Source organism: Undibacterium sp. TC4M20W, assembly GCF_049340245.1.
Lineage (GTDB): Bacteria > Pseudomonadota > Gammaproteobacteria > Burkholderiales > Burkholderiaceae_D > Undibacterium.
In genome coordinates this window covers 1-21,809 of record NZ_JBMPPI010000025.1, presented here as the reverse complement: position 1 = coordinate 21,809, position 21,809 = coordinate 1, and the positions used below count along the sequence as shown (strand labels likewise).

Annotated in this window: 17 protein-coding genes; 6 read left to right on the top strand and 11 right to left on the bottom strand. The window is 50.6% G+C overall.

Annotated elements, in window-relative coordinates:
• Positions 1-4: 4 nt before the first annotated feature.
• The 6 genes from ACO0LL_RS23175 to ACO0LL_RS23150 form a co-directional block, all read right to left on the bottom strand.
• Positions 5-625 carry a hypothetical protein gene (locus ACO0LL_RS23175; protein ID WP_197740985.1) on the bottom strand — a complete coding sequence of 207 codons (621 nt, stop codon included), beginning with the start codon at positions 623-625 and terminating at the stop codon, positions 5-7.
• Positions 626-711: 86 nt separating this feature from the next.
• A complete protein-coding gene (locus ACO0LL_RS23170; RefSeq protein WP_422953179.1) occupies positions 712-1,965 on the bottom strand; it encodes a hypothetical protein in 1,254 nt (417 codons plus the stop codon).
• A 2-nt stretch (positions 1,966-1,967) separates the two neighbouring features.
• Positions 1,968-2,708, bottom strand: a complete 741-nt coding sequence (locus ACO0LL_RS23165) for an outer membrane lipoprotein-sorting protein (RefSeq protein ID WP_422953178.1) — start codon at positions 2,706-2,708, stop codon at positions 1,968-1,970.
• A 13-nt stretch (positions 2,709-2,721) separates the two neighbouring features.
• The gene (locus ACO0LL_RS23160; RefSeq protein ID WP_422953177.1) at positions 2,722-3,939 is read right to left on the bottom strand and encodes an ABC transporter permease; all 1,218 of its coding nucleotides are present in this window, start codon (positions 3,937-3,939) and stop codon (positions 2,722-2,724) included.
• Entirely contained in the window at positions 3,936-4,613 is a 678-nt protein-coding gene (locus tag ACO0LL_RS23155; protein WP_162058058.1) for an ABC transporter ATP-binding protein, read from the bottom strand. The genes ACO0LL_RS23160 and ACO0LL_RS23155 overlap by 4 nt, the downstream gene beginning before the upstream one ends.
• The gene (locus ACO0LL_RS23150) at positions 4,610-5,257 is read right to left on the bottom strand and encodes a hypothetical protein (protein WP_422953176.1); all 648 of its coding nucleotides are present in this window, start codon (positions 5,255-5,257) and stop codon (positions 4,610-4,612) included. Before ACO0LL_RS23150 ends, ACO0LL_RS23155 begins: the two co-directional genes overlap by 4 nt.
• Positions 5,258-5,524: 267 nt before the next feature.
• On the opposite strand from ACO0LL_RS23150, the gene ACO0LL_RS23145 reads away from it, so the two are divergent.
• Positions 5,525-6,649, top strand: coding sequence for a DUF2855 family protein (locus ACO0LL_RS23145; RefSeq protein ID WP_422953175.1), 1,125 nt, complete (start codon positions 5,525-5,527; stop codon positions 6,647-6,649).
• Here the strand turns inward: ACO0LL_RS23145 and ACO0LL_RS23140 are convergent.
• Positions 6,646-7,359: a substrate-binding periplasmic protein gene (locus tag ACO0LL_RS23140; RefSeq protein WP_422953174.1), complete on the bottom strand. Its 714-nt coding sequence runs from the start codon at positions 7,357-7,359 to the stop codon at positions 6,646-6,648. The two genes, ACO0LL_RS23145 and ACO0LL_RS23140, sit on opposite strands and share 4 nt — an antisense overlap.
• Positions 7,360-7,663: 304 nt before the next feature.
• Here ACO0LL_RS23140 and ACO0LL_RS23135 point away from each other — a divergent pair, with 304 nt between their 5' ends.
• The 3 genes from ACO0LL_RS23135 to ACO0LL_RS23125 all read left to right on the top strand — a co-directional run bounded on the left by ACO0LL_RS23135 (position 7,664) and on the right by ACO0LL_RS23125 (position 9,795).
• Positions 7,664-8,044 (top strand): tautomerase family protein, encoded by a 381-nt coding sequence (locus ACO0LL_RS23135; RefSeq protein ID WP_422953173.1) that lies wholly within the window; start codon positions 7,664-7,666, stop codon positions 8,042-8,044.
• Positions 8,045-8,164: 120 nt separating this feature from the next.
• Positions 8,165-8,749, top strand: coding sequence for a TMEM175 family protein (locus ACO0LL_RS23130; RefSeq protein WP_422953226.1), 585 nt, complete (start codon positions 8,165-8,167; stop codon positions 8,747-8,749).
• A 5-nt stretch (positions 8,750-8,754) separates the two neighbouring features.
• Positions 8,755-9,795, top strand: a complete 1,041-nt coding sequence (locus ACO0LL_RS23125; RefSeq protein WP_422953171.1) for an alpha/beta hydrolase family protein — start codon at positions 8,755-8,757, stop codon at positions 9,793-9,795.
• 5 nt (positions 9,796-9,800) lie between these two features.
• Here ACO0LL_RS23125 and ACO0LL_RS23120 read toward each other — a convergent pair whose 3' ends face one another.
• Positions 9,801-11,846: a hypothetical protein gene (locus ACO0LL_RS23120; RefSeq protein ID WP_422953170.1), complete on the bottom strand. Its 2,046-nt coding sequence runs from the start codon at positions 11,844-11,846 to the stop codon at positions 9,801-9,803.
• Positions 11,847-12,043: 197 nt separating this feature from the next.
• Positions 12,044-15,388 carry a S41 family peptidase gene (locus ACO0LL_RS23115; RefSeq protein ID WP_422953169.1) on the bottom strand — a complete coding sequence of 1,115 codons (3,345 nt, stop codon included), beginning with the start codon at positions 15,386-15,388 and terminating at the stop codon, positions 12,044-12,046.
• Positions 15,389-15,718: 330 nt separating this feature from the next.
• Here ACO0LL_RS23115 and ACO0LL_RS23110 point away from each other — a divergent pair, with 330 nt between their 5' ends.
• Positions 15,719-17,500, top strand: a complete 1,782-nt coding sequence (locus ACO0LL_RS23110; protein ID WP_422953168.1) for a glycoside hydrolase family 44 protein — start codon at positions 15,719-15,721, stop codon at positions 17,498-17,500.
• Positions 17,501-17,566: 66 nt separating this feature from the next.
• On the opposite strand, the gene ACO0LL_RS23105 is transcribed toward ACO0LL_RS23110, so the two are convergent.
• Positions 17,567-18,580 carry an NADP-dependent oxidoreductase gene (locus ACO0LL_RS23105; protein ID WP_422953167.1) on the bottom strand — a complete coding sequence of 338 codons (1,014 nt, stop codon included), beginning with the start codon at positions 18,578-18,580 and terminating at the stop codon, positions 17,567-17,569.
• 166 nt (positions 18,581-18,746) lie between these two features.
• Here ACO0LL_RS23105 and ACO0LL_RS23100 point away from each other — a divergent pair, with 166 nt between their 5' ends.
• A complete protein-coding gene (locus tag ACO0LL_RS23100) occupies positions 18,747-19,640 on the top strand; it encodes a LysR family transcriptional regulator (RefSeq protein ID WP_422953166.1) in 894 nt (297 codons plus the stop codon).
• Here the strand turns inward: ACO0LL_RS23100 and ACO0LL_RS23095 are convergent.
• Entirely contained in the window at positions 19,623-21,644 is a 2,022-nt protein-coding gene (locus ACO0LL_RS23095; RefSeq protein ID WP_422953165.1) for an alpha/beta fold hydrolase, read from the bottom strand. The genes ACO0LL_RS23100 and ACO0LL_RS23095 overlap by 18 nt on opposite strands.
• Positions 21,645-21,809 lie beyond the last annotated feature (165 nt).

Below are 21,809 nucleotides of genomic sequence, written 5' to 3'. Positions count from 1 at the left end.
AAGCTCAAGCTTGCTGGTCTGGCTGATCGGCGGAAGCAGTAACGTCATTGGCGACGACAATCTGTTTTTCCAGTTCACTGTCAGGGCGATAACTCCAGGCTGGCATGAACAGCAATACAAACAGTGAAGCCAGTGCCGTAATGACACTGATCCAGATGACAAACTGATTCGCTGCAATTCGTTCTGGGTAGATGTGGATGACAGCCCCCAGGCCTATGGCATTGGCGGCAGCCACCAGTACTGCACAGGCATAGTCCTGGAAACGTCTGGCCTTGTTGGCACTCTTGGCCCAGCGTGGGTCAGTGTTGTAGCTGGGCAGGTGCAAATGGGCATCTTCCAGTCTTTCCAGCGTGGCCAGGAAATGGCGCAAATTCGTGATCGAGCGTTCTGCCTTGTAATTCAAGAATGTCAGGCAAATTGATGCCACAGGAAAACCCATGACCAGCCACTCTACTGGCAGCTTGCTGCTGGGCTCACCCGGTTTCAAGGCCACCAGGGCGGCCAGCAGGCTGACTACCAGGGTCACATACAGGGCCAGTGCCTGATGTCTTTGTGCTATGCGGGTATTGACTTCCTGGTTGGCGGCGATGAAACGGTAATTGGCATCAACATGAGATTTTGACATGGGGCGGCTTTCAGCTATTTGGAGCAAGCCGCCATTATCGCTTAAATCGTCGCTGAAATTCATGCTGAAACTGCCTGTCACTACATTCAAAATGCCCAGGTAGCAGAAACATATGCCGTTTTGCTATCTGGCAGTTGCGCCAGTATTGCCTTGCTCGGGCCGCCATAAATACGCAAGCCGCCATTGATGCTGATGCGGTCACCCTGCCAGCCCAGTGCAGCCGTGATGATGCGGCCATGGTCTTCTGGCGTCCAGAGTATATCCAGCGAGGGTTGCCAGTCATTCTTTTGCCAGCTCCAGCGCGCGAACACATTCTTGCGGCGAATATTGCCAGAGGCAGACAATGCCTGGTTTTGCCAGGCCAGGTTATAGCCAATTATTTGCTGCATTTGCGGCAAATAATTGACGCTGCCCTGCAAAGTCAGGTTGCGCTTGTTCCAGTTTTGCCATTCGCGGTCTGACAAGGCAGTGCCATCCCACCAGGCTTCGAGGAAAAAACTGTGCTGCGACTCTGTCGTGTAGTTTGCACCCAGCATGGCTTGTACGACATTGTTTTGTGTATTGTTTTGCCAGGGGTTGTTATGCTGTAGCAGTGCAGGATCTGTATTCATGCGCAAGCCTGTATTTTTTTGCATGAAACGTACAGAGCCATGTATCTCCATTTCATCTGTCGCCACCCAGGACGCGGCAGCTCCAAGACTGCCTCCATTCTTTTGACCATAACGGCCAAAGCCATGCAAATCCACACCGCCAGCACGGTGATAAACCCGCGCTGCCAGCGCCTGTTCATCTGCTGTATCCGTCGTTGCAGCATGGCCAGGATTGACCCACACCAAAGTTGCTGAAGTATTCGCAGTGAAGTAATCAATACTGGCCAAAGGTTTACCTATGACAGTCGTGCTGATCAGTGAGCGGCGCTTTTCCTGCGCAACTACATCATTCGGGCGAAAGCCATACCCCACATCCCAGGCAATGGTTTTTTTGCCAGCACTGAATTGCCATGCGCCATCGCCCAGGCTGCCATACAGTTCATTGAGCCATGCCGTGGCCTGGGTACGCCCGCCATCATTGATCTGCCCCTGCAAGGTAGCAACCGCATTAATGCCTTTGCCACCGGCGCGCAATTCGGTTTCCATTACGCCCAGTTGCGAATTCTTGCTGGATAAGCCAGGAACAAGTTGATTGGCAATTGCCAAAGGACTGGCACCATTGCTGGTGTAACTATTGACCAGGCCACGCACCTGACCGCTGAAGTCTGTATCTTCAGCCATGACAAAAGCAGGCGTGCAGACCAGGGTAGCCAGCAAGCTTGCCAAGGCTGGGGTTTTCAAATCACGCATGATTACTCCAGGCTGGGGTTCTTGGCCAGAAACATGGGGTTTAGCCACTGTTCAGGCACGGTCTTTTGTTTGCGGCTGAGATAGCGCACACGTGTTTCTTTTTGGCTGCTCAATTGATCCAGCAAGATCATTTCAGACACCGCAGTTGGTGCTTGCGGCTTGTCCAATACAAAGCTGGCCTGCTTGGCGAGTTTTTCTGATTGCACATACAAATCTGCCTTGATAGGTTCGTGGCGCGTCTTACCCAGCCACAGCTCTATGCGCTGGTAAGCGACGGATTTACGCACGGCATTCAAACTCAGATGCACACAGGGTTTGTCATCGCATTTTTCTTCGCCTATGATTTTGCCTGTGTAGTCTTGCGACCAGCTCATGGTGGCGATATCGCCGATAGAAGCATCACCCAGTAATTTTTGCATGGGCGTGATGCGCAGCGGGCGCTGGCTGCCTGGCAAGAGCATCCAGAAATCATCACCCAGCATCAAGACCTTTTGCCCTTTTTCTGCAGGGCTTTTCATGAGTACCAGAGATTGATGATTGACCTGTGAAAACACCAGGTAATTTCTTTCTTTTTCCTTGCTGCCGTCCTTGGCAAAAGTAGTGATCTCGGTTTCTACCTGCATGTTTTCTGTACCGACCCTGAACTGATCGGCCGCTTTCAGGTAGTCACTGACTTCATCTGCCCTGGCGAGACTTGTTGTTGCTGCCAGCAGTAAAGCAGCAATATGTATAGTTGTTTTCATTTTTCTTCCTGTCTTAGTTATGTGCCAGTGCATCGACGATAGGTTGACGCAGGGTTTTGCGGGCGATGAAGGCTGACGACAGCATGGACAGGGCAATCATCATGAACACGGTGATGGCATACATGGCAGCATCTATCGTGATCAGTAAGGGGTAACCGCTGGAGCGCCCTGGTGGCGGTGGCATTTCAACCGGGAACACCATGAGCAGCAACGCAACGGTGATCGCCAGCAAGGCACCGGCAATGGCACCTGTGCCGCCCAGTATCATTCCTTCAAAAGAAAAACTGCGTATCAATTGCCCTGGCAAGGTACCCATGGCACGCAGCGTGCCAACTTCACGAGTGCGTTCTATGATGGCCATGGCCATGGCATTGGCAACCACGAACACTACGATGACACTGATGATGGCACCAAGAGCACCAAAGATGCGGTTATATAAATCACGTACAGATTTATAAAAGAAGGCTTGTTCCAGCCAGTTTTGTACGGTCAGTTCAGGGAATACTTTTGCCAGTCTGGCCTGTGCAGGCAGGGTCGCATTCATGGAATTGAGGAACACACCTAGGCTGGAAATACGCTGGGTATTCAATAGCTTTTGTGCTGTCTTGATATTCGAATACACCAGGCGCTTATCCAGGTCAGGAACACCGGTGGATACCAGGCCCTTGACGGTGACATCAACCGCATTCAGGGCACCATCAGTGGTGCTGGCCATCAACGTCAGGCTGCTGCCGGGCTTGGCTTTCAGGCTGCGTGCCAGTGCGTCACCCAGGACGATTTCTGCCTCTGCTGATTCGGTTTGCAGCAGTTCGCCTTCTTTCAATGTCAGGGTAGGGCCCTTGACCGAAAATTCAGCATCAGGGTCTATACCCACTGCCATCATGATGGTGGATTTGTCGCCATTGCTGATCAGGCCGCTATATTCTATGCGTGGCAAGACATAACGCACTGCCGGATCAGCCAAGAGCTTGCTTTGCAGGGCTGCTGCATTTTCCAGGCCATATTGCAGGGGCACATCCTGGTCACTGGTAAAGTGCTGGGGTTTGCCTATGGTCAGGTGACCAGTGCTGCGTGCAGATATCTGCGCCAGGCCTTCATAAGTCGAATAGGCAAAGCCACCGGCCAGCAGTATGGCTGCTGTACCTAGCGCTGCGATGACCACGGTAATGGCAGAACGGCGGCGGTTGCGCAGGGTATTGTAAAAGGCAAATTTGAGCCAGCTGAGTTTCATTGCAATCTCCCATCCAGCAGTGACACGATGCGGTCACTGCGGCTAGTCAGGCGGTTATCATGGCTGGCGATGATGAAGGCCACGCCTTCGGCATGGCCGCGTTCACGCATCAGATCCAGTACCTGGTCGGCGGTATGTGAATCCAGGCTGGCCGTGGGTTCATCAGCAATCACCAGGCTGGGGCGTTTGATGAGGGCGCGGGCGATAGCCACCCTTTGGCGCTGGCCGCCAGACAAGGCGTCTGGCAAATGCTGCGCATGTTCATGCAGGCCAACGGCCTTTAATTGCGCAGCCACCCGTTCACGCCGTTCTGCTGCCGGTACACCGGTCAGGAATAGCGGGTAATCGACATTCTCAGCCACTGTCATGACAGGCACGAGGTTAAAACTCTGGAAGATAAAACCTATGGTGTCGCGCCTTTGCAGGGTTTTTTGTGTTTCATTGTATTGATTGATGTTGACGCCGTTCAGCAAGATGTCGCCAGCATCGGCATGGTCTATCAGGCCGCAAAGGTTTAGTATCGTGCTCTTGCCACTGCCGGACGGGCCGGTCAGGGCTAGCAATTCACCACGCTGTAATGTCAGATCTACACCTTGCAAGGCCTTGACGACGTGGGCACCGAGTTGGTAAGTTTTATGAACTGCATGCAGTTCTATGGCAGGTGCCAGGCTCATGATGGAATACCTTTCAACATGGCCCTGGCAGCTTCTGCCTGTGGTGCATTTTGTTTGACCACTTCATTCAGGTAGCGCTTGGCATCTTCAGGGCGTTTTTGCTCATTCGCCAGACTGGCAGCGCGCATCAACACCGAACCACGAAAGCCTGGCTCTGCCTTGTCGAATTGCTTGTGTTCGAGCACTTCATTCAAGAGCTTGGCACCACGCGGGCCACGGTTCATAAAGGCCGGCACAGCCAAGAAAGTGCTGGCGGCAACATATTTGACTTCCAGTATCACCGGCGTGCTGCCATGGCCCTGGGCGTTTTCATTGGCGGCGGCGAGTTGCAGGGCTTTCTCCAGCATGGCCATGCCATCTTCTGCGTAAGACATTTTCTTCCACGGGAACATGGTAGTCACCGCCAGCTTGCCCGTGCTGGCACCGGCATAGGCCATGATCAATGGGCTGGCCGGGTCTTGTTTGAGCAATTCATTAAAGGCATTTGCCGCAGCTTCTTCACTACCCTTGGCAGACTGGGTGAATTGCTGGAAGGCAGTTTGAAACTGTGGCTCAGAAAATGCCATGGCCTGAGTCGTGAATGCCAGTAGCAGGCTGCTCGCCAGCAGAATTTTTTTGCCAGTAGGGATGTGAAATGCGCGCATGTGGATCTCCTGTTAAATTAAATATAGGGTGATACTTGTTCGGATGTTGCGACAGGACGGAGATTAAAGAGAGCTAACATTACCCTCAATGCTGATGCGACGAGGCAGAGAAGTTTGCCGCGAACGGTAGTAAAAATGGCGCGAATGGAAGGAGTATTGCGCGAGGATGTTTTGTCAATAATGAAATATCGACGAGACAAGAAAAATTTCCAGAATCATGTGATACTAGATTTTTAATGCACATTCCTTAATAAAAACGACGAGACCATGAAAAATCCAGCCAAAGAATTTATTGTCAATAAAAGCAATTTATTGGAGTCCAGATTCAAGCCCCTGCATGTGCCTGCGGAAGCGGAATTGCAGGATGGGCAAGTCGTGTTGCAGGTAGAGCGTTTTGCCTTCACGTCAAATAATGTGACTTATGCAGCCTTTGGCACAGCCATGCATTACTGGAATTTTTTCCCTACCGATGAGGGCTGGGGTAATATCCCGGTCTGGGGTTTTGGTGATGTGCTGGCCTCAAAAGCCGAAGGCGTGGCAGTGGGCGAGCGCTTTTATGGCTACTACCCCATGGCTACCCACCTGACAGTGCAGGCTACACGGGTTTCACCTGGCGGTTTTGTCGATGGTGCAGAACACAGGCAGGCCATGCATGGTCTGTACAATCATTATGTCAGGACTACTACCGATCCTGGCTACACCAAAGAGTCTGAAGATGTGCAGGTCTTGCTGCGCCCCTTATTCATCACCTCATTCATGATCGATGATTTTCTTGATGACAATCAGTTCTTTGGTGCACAGACAGTGTTGATCTCCAGTGCCTCCAGCAAGACTGCTTATGGCCTGGCATTCATGCTGTCGCTGCGCAAGGACAAAGCTTGCAAGATCATAGGTCTGACTTCGCCGGGTAATCTGGAATTCGTGCGGAATATGGCGATCTACGACGAAGTCATCAGCTATGAGCAAGTGACTGAGCTGGCAACTGACCAGGGCGTTGTATATGTCGATATGGCTGGCAATGGGCAACTACGCAGCCAGTTGCATCATCATTTCAACGAGAACATGAAATACAGTTGTGCAGTTGGTGGTACGCATTGGGAAGAGTTGAGCGGTGGATCAAATTTGCCCGGCGCAAAACCGACTTTGTTCTTTGCACCGGCACAAATCAAGAAGCGCATGACAGACTGGGGGCCGAATGGTGTGCAATCCCGTCTTGCCCAAGCTTGGCAAGCTTTTATGCAGCCAGTGATGTCAGCAGAAAAACCATGGATGCAGGTTATCCATGGACAGGGTGAGGCTGCAGTAAGGCAAGTCTATGATGATATGCTGGGTGGGGCCGCTCGGCCTGATCAGGGCAATGTGCTGACACTGCTCAGCGGTGACACTGATTAATTTTTCCAGAGGGCGGGCAAGTCGCCTGACTTCCTGCCCTTGATGATGGCTGCGTTGATCTTGTTGATGACATCTGATCTGGTATTGATGCCAGTCGTGAAATGGATAGGATCGACCAGCAAGGGCTTGGCAAATACTTTGACGCCATAGTTCATCTGCGTCTCGTTGCGCAGGTTTTTTTCATCCAGATAAAGATTCAGTTCTGCTTCCAGGTCTTTGGCATTTGGCATGCGTGAATTGACAAGCATGACATCCATGCGGCCTGATAAAAGTTTTTTCAGACGTGAGCTGTTTTGTGGCTGATCTTCTTCTACGCGAAACATGACATTGCGTAATTTGTCGATATCATCGCCAAAGCGTATGCCCCTGACTATGCCGACTGATTTGCCTTGCAAATCACTGATGCCAGCATATTTCATGTGCGTATCGTCTCTTGCCACGACCCATACAAAATCTGAAAAAACAGCTTCTGAATAGCGCATGGTCTTCAGCCGTTCAGTATTTTTTGATAAACCAAATCCCAGCCCTTCACCCTTGCCTATGTTTTCTATGACGCGGGGCAGGGGATAGCGACGCACCTCAAATTTCACATCCATGGCGCGTTCAAAATAGGCGATGATTTTTTGGTTCTCTGGCCGGATGGGAGCAATCTCACCATTTTCATCGCGGGTTTCTGCGAGTAGCAAAGGCACGACAGTTTCAGCATGCACTTTTGATTGCAGGCAGCACATACAGAGCAACATCCCTATAAACCGGGAGGCCTTCAGCAAAACGGCGTGGTGCTTATCTGACATGCAATGTTTTCGTGCGGAAATGATGTGCGATGATACCTTCGCTGATAGGCGCTTGCATAGCTGTCTTAGGTAAGGATTTGTTAAGCCGAGCCTGACATAACCTAAATATCGGGAAGCCTAACTAAAATAAGTATAAAGAATTTCAAAAGAGCTATTTAATTTGCTAAGATGGAAATAAGCTTCTTTAAGAAGTCGCCGTTTTTGTAGAAAAGGAGACATCATGCCCCTCGTTACAATTACCGTCTGCAAACCCAAGTCCCTGCTGTTCAAAGAGACTGTTCTGAATGCCGTGCATGCGGCATTGATAGAAGCAGGTGTGCCAGAGAAAGACAAGTTCCAGCGCATACTGGAACTCGACACTGAAAACTTCCGCTTTGATACTCGCTACCCTGATCTGCACAAGGACAGGAATCAGGACTTTGTCCTGATAGAGATACTCTGGTCAGTCGGGCGCAGTGTACAGATCAAGAAAAAATTACTGGACACGCTCATGAAGCGTCTTTGCGACAAGAGCATGAATCCAGAAAACATCATGGTCTGCTTCAGGGAAACTGCCTGGGAGAACTGGTCGTTCGCTGGCGGCAGGCTATTGCACACCTGAGGCGCTGACCACATCAGATGCGCATCCGCACGCTTACTCTGGCGCCACAAAGTTTTTTGCTGGCGCCGGACAAACATATCCGTCAGAATAATTAAAGTTTAACAAGACGGAGCAAGCATGATGGGCAAAACCAGACTGGAAGCATTCAGCGACGGCGTGATCGCCATCCTGATCACCATCATGGTGCTGGAAATGAAAGTACCGCATGGCGGCACACTGGAAATCCTGCTGCCTGTATGGCCGGTATTTCTCAGTTATATACTGAGCTTTGTTTATGTTGGCATCTACTGGAATAACCATCATCACATGATGCACACCTGCCGCAGGGTGACTGGCGGGATTTTATGGGCCAACCTGCATTTGCTGTTCTGGCTTTCACTTATTCCATTCGCTACCGGCTGGGTAGGTGAAAATCATTTCGCCCCTATCCCGGCAGCCTTGTATGGTGCGGTTTTGCTGATGTCGGCGATTGCCTATTTCATACTGCAACAGCAGATCATTGCTACTCAGGGTGAAGATTCATTACTGAAAAAAGCAGTGGGCGCAGACTGGAAGGGCAAGCTCTCGCCAGTGGTCTATGCTACAGGCATGATGCTGGCCTGCTGGTATCCTCTGTTGGCGATGGCAATGTATGTTGCGATGGCACTGATATGGTTGATACCTGACCGCCGCATAGAAAAAGTTCTCAAAAACCACGAAGAGTAAATCCCATGCGCATGATGATATTTGCCGTGGCTCTGGTGGTAGTCATTTTTTGCACATCGGCTATCGCAAGACAAGCCGATTATGATCAGGATATCGTACTTACTACCACGGGTGGCAAGATTGAGGGCAGCCTGCTCATGCCCGCCAATGGGGTGAAGCCGCCTGTTGTATTGATTATTGCAGGTTCAGGTGCCACTGACAGAGATGGCAATACGGTCGGCCTGAAAGGCAAGAATGATTCACTGAAAATGCTGGCAGCATCCATGGCACAGGCTGGGGTAGCGTCGGTACGCTTTGACAAGCGTGGCATCGCCGGCAGTGCAGAAGCTGTAACATCTGCAGCATCTGAAGCGGATCTGCGTTTTGAAACCTATGTGCAGGACGCCGTGGCCTGGATAAGACTGCTAAAAGCAGATGTACGGTTTTCTGGTGTGGCCATGCTCGGTCATAGCGAGGGCTCGCTGATCGCCATGCTGGCTGCGCAACAAGAAGCCGTCAAAGCATACATCTCTGTGGCAGGCCCGGCGAAAAATGCTGCCGATGTCTTGCGGTGGCAGTTGCAAGGCAAATTGTCACCGGCGCTGGCTGCCAGTAATGAAGAAATCCTGAGCGCTTTGCAAGCAGGTAAAACCTATGCTGAAGTACCGCCAGAATTAAAGATACTGTACCGCGCCAGCGTGCAGCCATATCTGATTTCATGGTTCCGTTACACGCCGGAAAAAGAGATAGCCAAATTGACTTGCCCGGTCTTGCTAATACAGGGCGACAAAGACATACAGGTAGATACGGCGCAATTGACTGCGTTGAAACTTGCCAAACCAGACGCCGAAAGCCTGTTGATACACAATATGAACCATGTGCTGAAAATCATAGTCAATGATACTACGCAGCAAATGGCTAGTTATACTGATCCGGCCTTGCCACTGGCCCCTGAATTGACTAAAGGCCTGAATTCCTTTTTGCTTGACAGGCTCAAAAGCAATCTCAGAAGCAATGTCAAAAGCAATCTCATGACCAGTCGCTTGCCGTATAAAGCAATGCCTTGATTTGTTCAGATATTGACGTTGATGTTACCGGCCGCATCTTCTTTCTCTGGCTCACCCAGTTCTTCTGCCTGGTGATAAGCTGCGTCAGCCTCGGCATCATGACGCTGGCTTTGCGCATGTTCATGCAGATCGAGGGTGACGGGTTCTACCACCGTGACCGGCTCAGGCGCTGTGACTTCGTCGCTCTCTGCCGACCGCGGCTTGTCAATACTGTCGGCCTGTATGCCGTCCTTGACCCTGTAGGCAGCTACTGCGGCAGAAATCAGAGGATTGATGCTGGCCTGTATGCTGGTGGTCGCATTGGCTGTGATTACTGCGCTATTGCTGACAGGCGTGGCTTGTTCAATGGTAGTAGCGTTGGCTACAGGGGTGACAACTGTTGTTGATACCGGGCTGGCTGATGCCGCCTGACTGTTCGCCGCAATATTATTCGCCGCGGCCGTGGCCTGGTTGATGGTATCCAGCGTCTTGCTGACTTCATCAAATGTGGAAGGTGTGGCAGCCATTGCCTTGCCATTATTTATCGTTGCACTACTGTCTACGTCAGAAGCAGCGCTCTCATTTAATTTTGTCGAATTTGCAGCTACCTGACTCTCCAGCTGACTTTCTGTCAGCAGTGATGATGGTGTCGTGGAGTTGGCGGCGAGCTTGTTTTCAGCAGCCAGGGTACCCGGCGGAGTGGTGCTATCCAGATTATCTGATGGCGATGTTTGTGTTGCTGTTGGCGTGGCGGCTTGCGTGGTGGTTTGTGTTGTGCTTTGTGAATTCAGTGCCTGTGAAGACGCGTTGGCAGCAAGGTCAGTGGCATCTGTTGTCGCTGTTGCAGTCGCATTTGTACTTGTACTTGTACTTGTGTCCTCAGCTATTGCTTGCGTATTCAATGCCGCACTTGAGGCAGCGGTGCTCGTATCCGGGGCTGGAATAATCGTTGTTGCCTCAGCAGGGGTATCTGTTGTCTCTGTATTGGATTGAATGCTAGCTGCAACATTATTGGTCACGGACAAATCTGCGGTACTTGTTGCTGGTGTTGGCGGTATGCCAGGCGCTGCCTGCGTTACATTGTTTGTGAATTCAGTTTTTGCACTGGTGCCTACTGCCTGCGAATTTCTGGTGATATCAATGGCAGCACGCAATGCTTCATCTTCCAGGGTCTGTTGCAGTTGTATATCGGCGGCAGTGTTTGCGTTAGTACCTGAAGTCGTGGATGTATTAGTGGATGTAGTGGCGGGTGTATTCACTGCTACTTCATTCAAAGTGTCTGATGGGGTAGTGGTGCTGACATCAGTGGTATTGGCATTGCTGGTTGAAATTGAATTTGCCACATCAGTGTTTTCAGTCGCACTCGCATTAGTAGTATCAGCAGCGACAGTAGCCAGCAGATTGCCAGAAGCCAGTTCCTGATTCTGTGTAAGGACGGTGCTCTCCGCACTGGCCAATACCTGTAATGCCTGCGTCAATAATGTTGTCGTTTCTTCAGGGTTTGCAGTGAGTGCGTTTTGAAAAGTATTTACATCCAGCGTCAGCAAGCTATTGCTGTCTGGCTGGGCGGGATTTTGCAAATTGATTCCTATGTCGGCTAACTGCTCGAACAGGCTGCTGTCATTTGCATTTTTTGCACCTGCATTCATTACCTGCAAGAGATTGTCGCTGCTGTCAGGTATCAAGGGGTTTTCAGTCAGATTGGAATTGCTGGCTTGCAGTTGATTGAATGCATCGACAAATGAAGTGGCAATCGCAGTGAGCTGGGCAATGTCTGCCTTGGCTGGCGTTGTCTCTGTCTGATTTGCTGCATCAGCAGTTGCTGAGCTTGCTGAAGTTGCTGAAATATTGGCCGCCTGCCTGCTTTGCAGGCGTGCGGTATAGGCCAGCAATTCACCCAAGGGAGAAACATCGACAGTGATGTTATCGCTGCGTATCGAATCAAGCAAACCGGGATTGCTGCTTGGATTGCTACTTATTATGGGTGACAGCGGATTGATCGTACCGGCATTGATTGCTGATACCACCTGCAATGCCGATGGGCTTACTGGAGTGATGGGCGAGATGATCATGTGATACCTGCTTTCCATAAACTTCTTTTTGTACGACTTACTTCTATACATCTTATTTTTTACTTTTTTACGCTTTAAAGTTTATCTCTGCCTTCGTAAATACTCTGTACGTTGCCTCACTTAAGGCAAAAAAATATCCTCATAGTGTTTAGCTATGAGGATATTTTATGCAGCAAGAAAAACTACTTACTTGTCATTTATTTCAATGGTGGAATGACTTGCGGCACCATGGCCTTGATCGGCTGCTCTTTCAATTTCTTCTCCAGCAATTGAATTGCAGTCTCCAGTTGCTGGTCTTTGCCGTTGAAGGTGGCATGTGGCAGATTTTCCACTTCGACATCGGGTGCTACACCTACACCTTCTACCAGCCAGCGGCCATCCATGCCAAATTGTGCGTTTTCTGCAGCCCTGATCATGCCGTTGTCTGACAGTGAGTTATTGTCAGACAGCCAGACGCCGGCACCTGCGGTGCGTTTGCCTACCAGTGGGCCCAGCTTCAGGGCCTTGATACCGGCGGCAAAGGTTTCGCCATCAGAGTAAGTCAATTCATCCACCAGTACCACCAGGTGACCACGGAAGGTTTGCTGCATATTAGTGTAAGGCGCAGAGGTTGGCGATGCCCAGTAAGCCCATGCCTTGCGCAAGAGTTTTTCTATGATCCAGCTATCGATATTGCCACCACGGTTGCGGCGCACGTCGATGATGAGTCCATCGCGCTCTATATTGCTGTAAAAGTCACGGGCAAAGCTGTTGATGTCTTGTGCACCCATGGCACGCAGATGCAGGTAACCAATACGGCCTTGTGATGCCTTGTTGACTTCCTCGCTACGGCTTTGTTCCCAGTCGCTGTAACGCAGATTTGCATGCTTCATCATATTGACAGGCGTGACGATGACGGCACGGGCTGCCTGGTCGCCACGTTTGACATGCATTAATACCTGCTTGTCTGCCTGGTTGATCAGCAGGTCTGAAATATCACGTGCTTCCATCACAGGCTGACCATTGATGGCGGTGATGACGTCGCCTTCCTTGATGTCCAGATCCGGTTGTGACAGAGGGGTACGCTCGGATGGCAATTCTGCTTCGGTATGATAAATATGGTCGATGCGGTATCCACCATTGCTGCGGCTCAGGACCGCACCGAGTGAGGCAGCTTGCCCTTCCGGCGCTGCACGTCGTATATCGCCAGGGCGGCTTTGTGAATGCAGGGTGCTGACTTCGCTGGCCATCATGCCCAATACATCATTCAACTCTGCCCTGTCGGTGATACGCTCTACCAATGGTGCATACTTGGTACGTACCTTGTTCCAATCTACCCCACGCATTTTGTCGTCAAACAAAAAGTCCCTGTGCATGCGCCAGGCATCGGCATACATTTGCTGCCATTCAAGTTTGGGGCTCAGGAAGAAAGTCCAGTCATTCATATTGACTTTGGATTTGCTGACATCGCCCGGTTGTTTTGCTCCGGCTTCGACAACAAAGAATTCCTGTGGCCCAGTGCCAATTTGCTGACGATAAAACACATGTTTTTTGTCGGCAGACAAATCAAACTGGCGTATGTTGCCAGCAAAAATGTCGGGTTGTGGTGAAGTCTTGCTGATCGCCAGGGTTTTCAACGTGGACTTACCATCCGTGCCTTCTGCTTCAGTGAAATACAGGCGTTTGTCATCAATGGCCAGGTCACGGTAATTGCCATAAGCCAGAGGCACTTGATACAAGCGTTCTGCCAGACCGGCGTACTGGATGGCGGGTAGCGCAGGCTTGGCAGGTTTCTTGGCTTCTTCAGTTTTATCGGCTGGCTTGTCTTTTGACTTGTCTGCGCTCTTGTCGTCAGTTTTCTCTTTATCTTTATCTTTATCTGACGGCTTGTCAGTTGCCTTGTCACCGGACTTGCTCAACTCGTCATCTGCCTTGAAGGGAAAGCGGTTCCCTACCTGCAGAGCAAGCGCATACAGGCCGGTACGCTTCTCGAAATGCGGCCCCATATTGCGGTCACCCCAGGGGGCACGGTTGCTGACCTGAAAATTGCGTTCCGAGTAAAAATACAGCCAGCGTCCATCGGGAGAGAACACTGGTGCGTGCGAGTTATAACGGTCGCTGGTGACAAAGTGTATTTGCTTGCTGTCGACAGCGTACAGACCTATCTGCGGCCTTTGCAATTTGTTGTCTGCCCTGACGACGGCGATGGTTTTACTATCAGGTGACCAGATGACTTCTTCCTGTCTCTCAGCACCTATCTTGCCTGCATCATCAATGACCTGATTGGTCTTGGTCGCCAGATCCAGCAACCACAGCCTGCCGCGCTTGTCGGTATGCGCCAGCCATTTGCCATCAGGCGAGGGGATGATGCGGTAGCGGTGGACGTCGCCGTTGCTCGTCAAGACTTCTGGTTTACCGAGGCCATTGGCCGGGAATTTCCAGATTTCATTTTCACCGGTAGTATCGACGATGGCATAAACGGATTTGTCGTCATGCGAAAACACGGCTTCGCGTGCGCGGGCGTTTTCCGGCACCGGTAGATCTATGCGTCTTTGCGGGCCAGAGCCCGCTATGCTCAGGCGTCCGCGCGCAGTGAATAGCAGGCGTTCTTCCTTGCCAGCGATTTCTATATTCGACACATATTCCATAGGGTTTTTGATCTGGCGCTTGCGCTGCTGATCAAAGTCAGACACCAGGTCTATGGTCAGGGTCTGGTCTTTGGCACTGCTGATGTCGAGTACATGCAAATCTGCGCCCAGTTGATAGGCTATCTTGCCATCGGCTATGCTGGGGTTGCGTACTTCCCATTCCTTGTGCTGGGTCAGGACGCGGGCATCTGTGCCATCAGGATTGGCGCTCCAGATATTGAAGGCGCCATTGCGGTCACTGATAAAGTAGAGTTTGCCCTTCCATAGCATGGGGCGGCGGTTGTTGCTTTTGTCGTCGGCAAATAATTGCGTGGCTTCAGTCTTGGCCTGTACGTCATAACGCCAGACTTGTGCAGTGGCGCCACCGCGATATTGCTTGGCGTTGTCATTGGTCATGTGCAGGCCAAAGCGGGTGAAGTACAAATACTTGCCGCTATCGTCGAGCACAGCTTCATTCGCATCTGCCACCGGGAAAACCCTGCGCGTCAGGCTTTGTGGATTGATGGCGGCGATGATGCGGTGCGATGCCGGGCCTGTACTGTTGAGTGTGGTTAACAGTACTTCACCATTGGCAGTCCAGCCCAATACGGATACCTGGTCATTTTCAAAACTGATACGCTTTGGCACACCACCTGCCATGGGCATGACATAAGCTTCGGTTGCCCCCTCGTAAGCCGCAGAAAACGCCAGCCATTTGCCATCTTGTGAAATGGCGGGCAAGGTTTCTGCCGCAGGATGGCTGGTCAGTCTTTGCGCCTGGCCACCGCTGCTTGCAACTTTCCATAAATCGCCTTCTGCAGTAAATACCACAGCATCGCCACGTATGCTGGGGAAACGATAGTAGGCTGGTGCGGCAAATACAGTTGTTGCCAGACTGGTCAGGCTAAGAGCGAGGGCGAGTTTGCTTAGTCTCATTGTTATTCTCGAAAATGGATTTGGATGGTTTTTATAAATACTTGTACAAATTAATACTTGTACAAATTAAAAGACAAATGACAAAGTGGTACTGCAAACAAAAACAGCCTCAAGTACATACAAAGGCTGGGGTAAAAGTTATATCAACAACGGGATTTGCAACATTCTGTAAGTAGTTTTTCGCTGTTACCAAGCAAGCCCCTGGGTAATGTGTCTTACGGTTACATTTACCCGTCGGATATTTCTTGAATTGTTAAAAACTATGAAGTACCCTGAATATTAAATTTCCACTTGGAAATAATTTATTGACGAGCAGACCAAGGGTGCCTCATGAGACAAGTCAGCTTGTGCAAAGTTCTTTTAATTCTGGGCATTTCGGCAGAAATTTCGACAACGTCGGCACAGAATGTCACATTCTCCATTGATACCCAGGCAGAGCGCAAGACCATCAGCCCCTTGATCTATGGTTATAACGCTTATGCCGATGGAACAGGCCGTGCTGGCTGGGCCAATCAGGGCGGGCAAGCCAGTTTGCAAAACCTGAACCTGCGCTCGCGTCGCCTGGGTGGCAATAACATGACCAGCTATAACTGGGAAAACGGCGTCAGCAATTCTGGTAATGATTGGTGCCATTCATCCAATGCTGGCGTCAGTGCTACTGCAGGAGCGGGCAATCCCAATTCAAATAATGGCTTGGCCTACTACACGCCTGGTGCGGCCTTACAAAGTTTCCAGGACCAGTCGCTGGTGCTGGGCACGTATTCCTTGCTGCAATTGCCTGCCGCTGGCAAGCTGCCTAAAGACATCATCAACCTCAATCCTCCAAGCACTTGCATGGGTTCCCAGCTTTGGCAGAGCACTGCCGGGCCATCGAATGTGGATACCGCGCGCTGGGTCAATATCGTCAATGACAAACCGGCTGCGGCTGGTGGCCTGACTCTGGCACCTGGTCTGAATGATGGCGTGGTTTATATAGATGAAGAAATCAATTTTCTTGTCCAGAAATATGGCAATGGTGCATCCGCAAATGGTGTTAAAGGCTATGAGCTCGATAATGAGCCTGATCTCTGGCATCACTGGACCACCAACAGCGGAGAAAGCGGTACGCATGCGAATCTGTATCCAACGCTGACCACGGTCACCGATGTCTTGCAGAGAAATATCAGCCTTGCAACAACAGTCAAACGCATGGACGCCAGCGCAGAAACTTTTGGGCCCGCAATCAGCGGCTACCTTGGTCTGTTCAGCCTGTGGGCAGTGTGGGATGGTTCAGCCTCGCATCAACCATCTGACTGGGCGCAATACAATGTTGAGCCTTATTACAGCAATAATACTGGTGACCGTTATCGTTACAACGGCATGGCCATGGCGAATGCCTATCTGGCAAAAATGAACCAGGCTTCGCAAAGCGCTGGCCGCCGTTTGCTCGACGTGTTTTCTTTCCATTACTATCCACAGGCTTCTTACAATGCCACTGACCGGGTGCAGGCTGCACGCAGTCTGTGGGATGCAACTTATGTAGAGCCTAGCTGGATTACTCAATCCGGCAACGGTTTTACTGATGGACGTTCTCTGCAAATGCTGCCCAAGCTGCAACAAGCCGTCAATGATTTTTATCCTGGTACCAAACTGGCGGTGACCGAATATGATTTCGGTGGCAAGAGCGATATAACCGGTGCCATTGCCCAGGCAGATGCGCTGGGTGCTTTTGGCAAACAAGGCGTGTATCTGGCGACTTATTTTGGTGATGCAGAGCAGTACATTGCTTCCGGTTTTAAAATTTACAGAAATTATGACGGTAATAAATCTGTTTTCCCAGCGACTTCAGTGAAAGCGGTTTCCAGCAATAATAGCAATGCGGCAGTGTATGCAGCGGTCGATCTCAATGACCCTAATGTCATCCACGTCATTGCCATTAACCGTCAGAGCAGCAATGTCACGAGCAGCTTTCAACTCAGCCACCCTGTGAATTTGAAATATGCGCAGGTCTGGGGTGTCAGTGGCAGCAGCAGCAATATCACTGCCAGGAGCGGGCTCAGCAATATCTCCAAGAACAAGTTCAGTTATACATTGCCAGCCTTGTCTGTGCTGCATTTTGTACTGAAGCCTTAAGTAATTAGGCTTAAGCAAAAAAGCCACCAGCATGCTGGTGGCTTTTCATTTGACGCACAATCTGACTTAGGCAGCAGCTACTTTCAAAATAAGTTTGCCATTGTTTTCACCGGTGAACAGTTTTTGGAAAGTCTCAGGGAAATTTTCCAGACCCTCGACGATGTCTTCACGGCTTTTCAGTTTGCCAGACATGATCCAGCCACCCATGACCATCGCCGCTTCCATGGCGCGTGGGTAAAAGTCGGATACCATCACGCCTTTCATGGTGGCGCGTTTGACCATCAGGTTCAGGTAATTTGATGGGCCCTTGATAGGGGTCGTATTATTGTATTGGGAGATCGCACCGCAAATCACCACGCGGGCACCAAAGGCCAGTTGCGCCAGCGCTGCGTCCAGAATATCGCCACCAACATTATCAAAATACACATCTATACCTTTAGGGCAATGCTGCTTCAAGGCGGCGCTGACGTCTTCGCTCTTGTAATCGATTGCGGCATCAAAACCCAGTTCTTCTGTCAGGTAGCGAACCTTGTCTGCGCCACCGGCGATACCAACAACACGTGCGCCCTTGATCTTGGCAATCTGACCAACGATGGTGCCGACCGCGCCTGCTGCGCCGGATATCACGACCGTATCACCTTCCTTGGGTTGGCCGACTTCGAGCAAACCAAAGTAGGCAGTCATGCCCGGCATGCCCAGAGTACTCAGGTACAGTGGCAGAGGGGCCAGTTTTGGGTCTATCTTGCTGATGCCATTGCCATCAGAGTAGGCATATTCCTGCATGCCCAGTATGCCGCTGACATGCTCACCGGCAGCGAATTTAGGATTGTTTGATTCAACCACCTGACCAACGGCCAGCGCGCGCATGACTTCACCAATAGCAACTGGTGGCATATAAGAATTTTTGCTCTCATTCATCCAGCCGCGCATGGCAGGGTCAAGCGAGATATACAGGTTCTTGATCAGCACTTCGCCTGCTTGCAAGTCACGCAACTGTTCTGTGACATGATTGAAATCGCTGGCTTTGACGCTGCCTTGTGGGCGGGCTGCAAGTTTGAATTGAGAGTTGATGGCGTTCATGTTTTTTCCTTGTCGGCTAGTGAGGACTTACTGGGAATTTATTGTGGCAGCACGCTGCTGACCATGGAAAGCAGTATAGGTTACTTATTGTTGCTTGATAAGTCAGGTATATTGCATAATATTGTTGTCTTAATCAGGACAATGTCGAAGCAAAAAGAGGATATCCATGCTGAATCCACAACACCTGGCCGTATTTGCCACCATTATCCGTGCTGGCAGCATCAGCAAAGCCGCATTACAGCTGGGCTGTGGCAAGTCCTTGTTATCGCGGCAACTGGCCAAGCTTGAGCAGGATCTGGGCGCACGGCTGATACAGCGCTCCACCCGCAAGCTGACCCTGACCGAGATAGGCGAACAAGTCCTGCACGAGGCTCAGCGCATCGATACCGCTTTAGCCAACATAGAACAAATGGCGGGGCAACACCAGCAAGAAGTCAAAGGGCGCTTACGTGTTACTTGTCCCATTCCGGCGGTGTCAAGGCTGGTGCCAGTCATGATGGAATTCTGCAGGCGCTATCCGCAAATTGATTTTGCCCTGCAAGTCGAGGACCGGCTCGTTGATCTGATTGCCGAACAGATTGATGTTGCCATCCGTGTTTCTCACCTGGAAGACTCCAGCCTGATAGCGCGCAAGCTTGTCGATAGTCAGCGCATACTTTGCGCATCACCTGCCTATCTGGCCAGCGCTGGATATCCTGTTGTGGCAGAGGACCTGGCACAACATGCCTGCCTGTTGTATATCTATGCGGGTCGCGCCAATGATGAATGGACTTTGCTGCAGGATGGCGAGGTGAAAAAGGTCAGAGTGAGCAGCCACTTCCAATCCAATAATGGTCTTGCTCTGGTCGCTGCCGCCTGCTCAGGCGCTGGCATAGTGCTGATCGATAAACTCATCGTCAGCAAGCACTTACAAAGTGGTGAGTTGGTGGCAGTGCTGGACAATTATCAATTGCCCAGCGGCTCACCAGTGTATGCAGTGTATCCAGCGCGTGACTGGCTGGCTTTGAAGACGGCCACTTTCGTGGCCTTTTTGCAGGAAAGATTATTTACCGGCGTCTGATATTGCCAGTGGCTGGCCTTTACCTATATTTTGCTCAAGGAATTTTTCTACCCGACCCCAAAAATCGATATTGTTTTTGAGCAGGAAGAATCCATGGCCTTCTTCTGCGTATTCTACCCATTCGACATTGGGATTTTTTCCCTTGATGGCTTTATAGAATTGAGTACCATGGTCGATGGGAACGCGACGGTCACGCTTGCCATAAGCCATCAACAAGGGACGTGTCAGCTTGTCGGTGTTTTGCAAAGGTGAAGTCACCTTCAACTGGGCTGCATCCTTGACCTGGTCACCAATCAGCACTGGCATGCCGAACCATTTCCATTCGTCTGAAAAATCGCTCCAGTGGATGTCGTACATGAGATTGATATCGGTCACGCCCACCCATTCTATGCCGCAGCGGAAGATGTCGGGGTCTTTGATCAGACCCATCAGGGTTGCATAACCACCATAGCTAGCACCCGCTATGCAGATACGTTTTGGGTCTGCATAACCCTGAGCGGCTGCCCATTTGGCGGCGTCGGCAACATCGTCCTGCATGGCCAGGCCCCATTGCTTGATACCTGCACGGAAGTGTTTTGCACCATAGCCTGTACTGCCGCGATAATCCGGCTCGATCACAACATAACCGCGTGAGGCCAGGAATTGTGCTTGCGGATTCCAGTTCCAGTGATTGCCACGCAAATAGGGGCCACCATGCACCAGTACTACGGCTGGCAGATTTTTGCCCGTGCTGTTTGGAGGCAGGGTCAGGTTGACCGGGATTTGCAGGCCGTCACGCGCTGCATAATTCAGCATCTGTTTTTCTGCCATCTGCTCAGGTTTGATGTCAGGTTTGCTGACACCCAGGCGTACCAATTTTTTTGAGCTGAAGTCAAACAGTTGCCATGTGCCAGGTGCGATATCTGAATGAGAGTAAACCAGGGCGATATTGGTTTTCAGATCTGAAGGGAAATGCAGGGAGTTATGGGTGTCTGGCAAAAGTGCATCAATCTGCTTTTGTTTTTCTGCCATGGACTCGTCGAACCATACGGTCGCAGGTCTGCTCATTTCATAGCGCAAACCCAATACTTTCTTTTGTGGGCCGTTGTAAATCAACTGACCGGTAAAGTCATAGCCTTTCAATGAAATGACAGGTTCTGTTTCGAGCTGATTCTTTTCCAAGTCAAAGCGATACAAGGAACTCAGGTCTTTGCCATTATTGGCGCGTACATATAAATCACCTTCGGGGCTAAAAAACATAGGGGTAATCCTGTCATCCGATGTCCAGCTGGATGTCGCCAGTTTGCGCCAGGCATTTGTCTTCGGGTCTTTATAGTTAATGACAGATTTGTCTTCTTCCGTCGTGACTGCAATGCGTGCAACACCAGCCTTGTCTATCAGCCACGAATTGACCTTGCCAGGACGCGGTATCAATTCGGTATTGCCCGTGATGGTGTTCAGGCGATACAGGTCATAGATGCTGGAGCCTGCTTCCACAGCTTGCGTGACATAGATATCAGGTGAGCTGGAACCATGGGCAATGTCGAGGTAATGGGTGTACCACGGCAATTCATTACCTTCCACCTTGGTACGTACACCGGTGAACTGGTGCGTGACCAGGCGTATGCGCTTGCTACGGTCTTTGTTAACGGCATACAGACCATGACCGAAAAAGCGCTGAGCTTCCTTATATTGCAAGTCAGTCAGGTCATATACTAGCCGCTCATTATTAATCCAGTGAAAGGAGTTTAAGTCCTTGTCTTCATAGTTCGCGATAATCTCAGGGCGCAGTTGGCCCACTTCCAGTACTGCCAAAACCATGCGGTCATTCGCACCTTTCATGATCATGGCGATGTTTTTGCCATCGGGAGAAAGACGCGCATCACGGAACTGGGCTTCTTTGAAAAAGCTGGCGATTGGGATAGGCTCGCTAGCTGCATACGAAGCCGGCATATGAAAGAAAGACATGCTACTGACAATACCAAGGGCGATCTTGCAGGCGAGAGGCTTATAAAAATTGTTCATGCACGCTTTCATTGCTGGAATGGAATTGTGCATTATATATAGGACTTACGCAAAAAAAGTGAGCTATTTTAAAAATGATGTAAACCCAAAGCAGCTTTCAAGTCAGTACACTAAGGGACATGACATCAAAACGTCCGAGCCGACTGGATTACTGCCAATACTTGC

Excerpts from the sequence above, each read along its gene's own strand:
- ACO0LL_RS23175 (WP_197740985.1), bottom strand. The coding sequence starts at position 625 with ATGTCAAAATCTCATGTTGATGCCAATTACCGTTTCATCGCCGCCAAC.
- ACO0LL_RS23170 (WP_422953179.1), bottom strand. The coding sequence starts at position 1,965 with ATGCGTGATTTGAAAACCCCAGCCTTGGCAAGCTTGCTGGCTACCCTG.
- ACO0LL_RS23165 (WP_422953178.1), bottom strand. The coding sequence starts at position 2,708 with ATGAAAACAACTATACATATTGCTGCTTTACTGCTGGCAGCAACAACA.
- ACO0LL_RS23160 (WP_422953177.1), bottom strand. The coding sequence starts at position 3,939 with ATGAAACTCAGCTGGCTCAAATTTGCCTTTTACAATACCCTGCGCAAC.
- ACO0LL_RS23155 (WP_162058058.1), bottom strand. The coding sequence starts at position 4,613 with ATGAGCCTGGCACCTGCCATAGAACTGCATGCAGTTCATAAAACTTAC.
- ACO0LL_RS23150 (WP_422953176.1), bottom strand. The coding sequence starts at position 5,257 with ATGCGCGCATTTCACATCCCTACTGGCAAAAAAATTCTGCTGGCGAGC.
- ACO0LL_RS23145 (WP_422953175.1), top strand. The coding sequence starts at position 5,525 with ATGAAAAATCCAGCCAAAGAATTTATTGTCAATAAAAGCAATTTATTG.
- ACO0LL_RS23135 (WP_422953173.1), top strand. The coding sequence starts at position 7,664 with ATGCCCCTCGTTACAATTACCGTCTGCAAACCCAAGTCCCTGCTGTTC.
- ACO0LL_RS23130 (WP_422953226.1), top strand. The coding sequence starts at position 8,165 with ATGGGCAAAACCAGACTGGAAGCATTCAGCGACGGCGTGATCGCCATC.
- ACO0LL_RS23125 (WP_422953171.1), top strand. The coding sequence starts at position 8,755 with ATGCGCATGATGATATTTGCCGTGGCTCTGGTGGTAGTCATTTTTTGC.
- ACO0LL_RS23120 (WP_422953170.1), bottom strand. The coding sequence starts at position 11,846 with ATGATCATCTCGCCCATCACTCCAGTAAGCCCATCGGCATTGCAGGTG.
- ACO0LL_RS23115 (WP_422953169.1), bottom strand. The coding sequence starts at position 15,388 with ATGAGACTAAGCAAACTCGCCCTCGCTCTTAGCCTGACCAGTCTGGCA.
- ACO0LL_RS23110 (WP_422953168.1), top strand. The coding sequence starts at position 15,719 with ATGAGACAAGTCAGCTTGTGCAAAGTTCTTTTAATTCTGGGCATTTCG.
- ACO0LL_RS23105 (WP_422953167.1), bottom strand. The coding sequence starts at position 18,580 with ATGAACGCCATCAACTCTCAATTCAAACTTGCAGCCCGCCCACAAGGC.
- ACO0LL_RS23100 (WP_422953166.1), top strand. The coding sequence starts at position 18,747 with ATGCTGAATCCACAACACCTGGCCGTATTTGCCACCATTATCCGTGCT.
- ACO0LL_RS23095 (WP_422953165.1), bottom strand. The coding sequence starts at position 21,644 with ATGAACAATTTTTATAAGCCTCTCGCCTGCAAGATCGCCCTTGGTATT.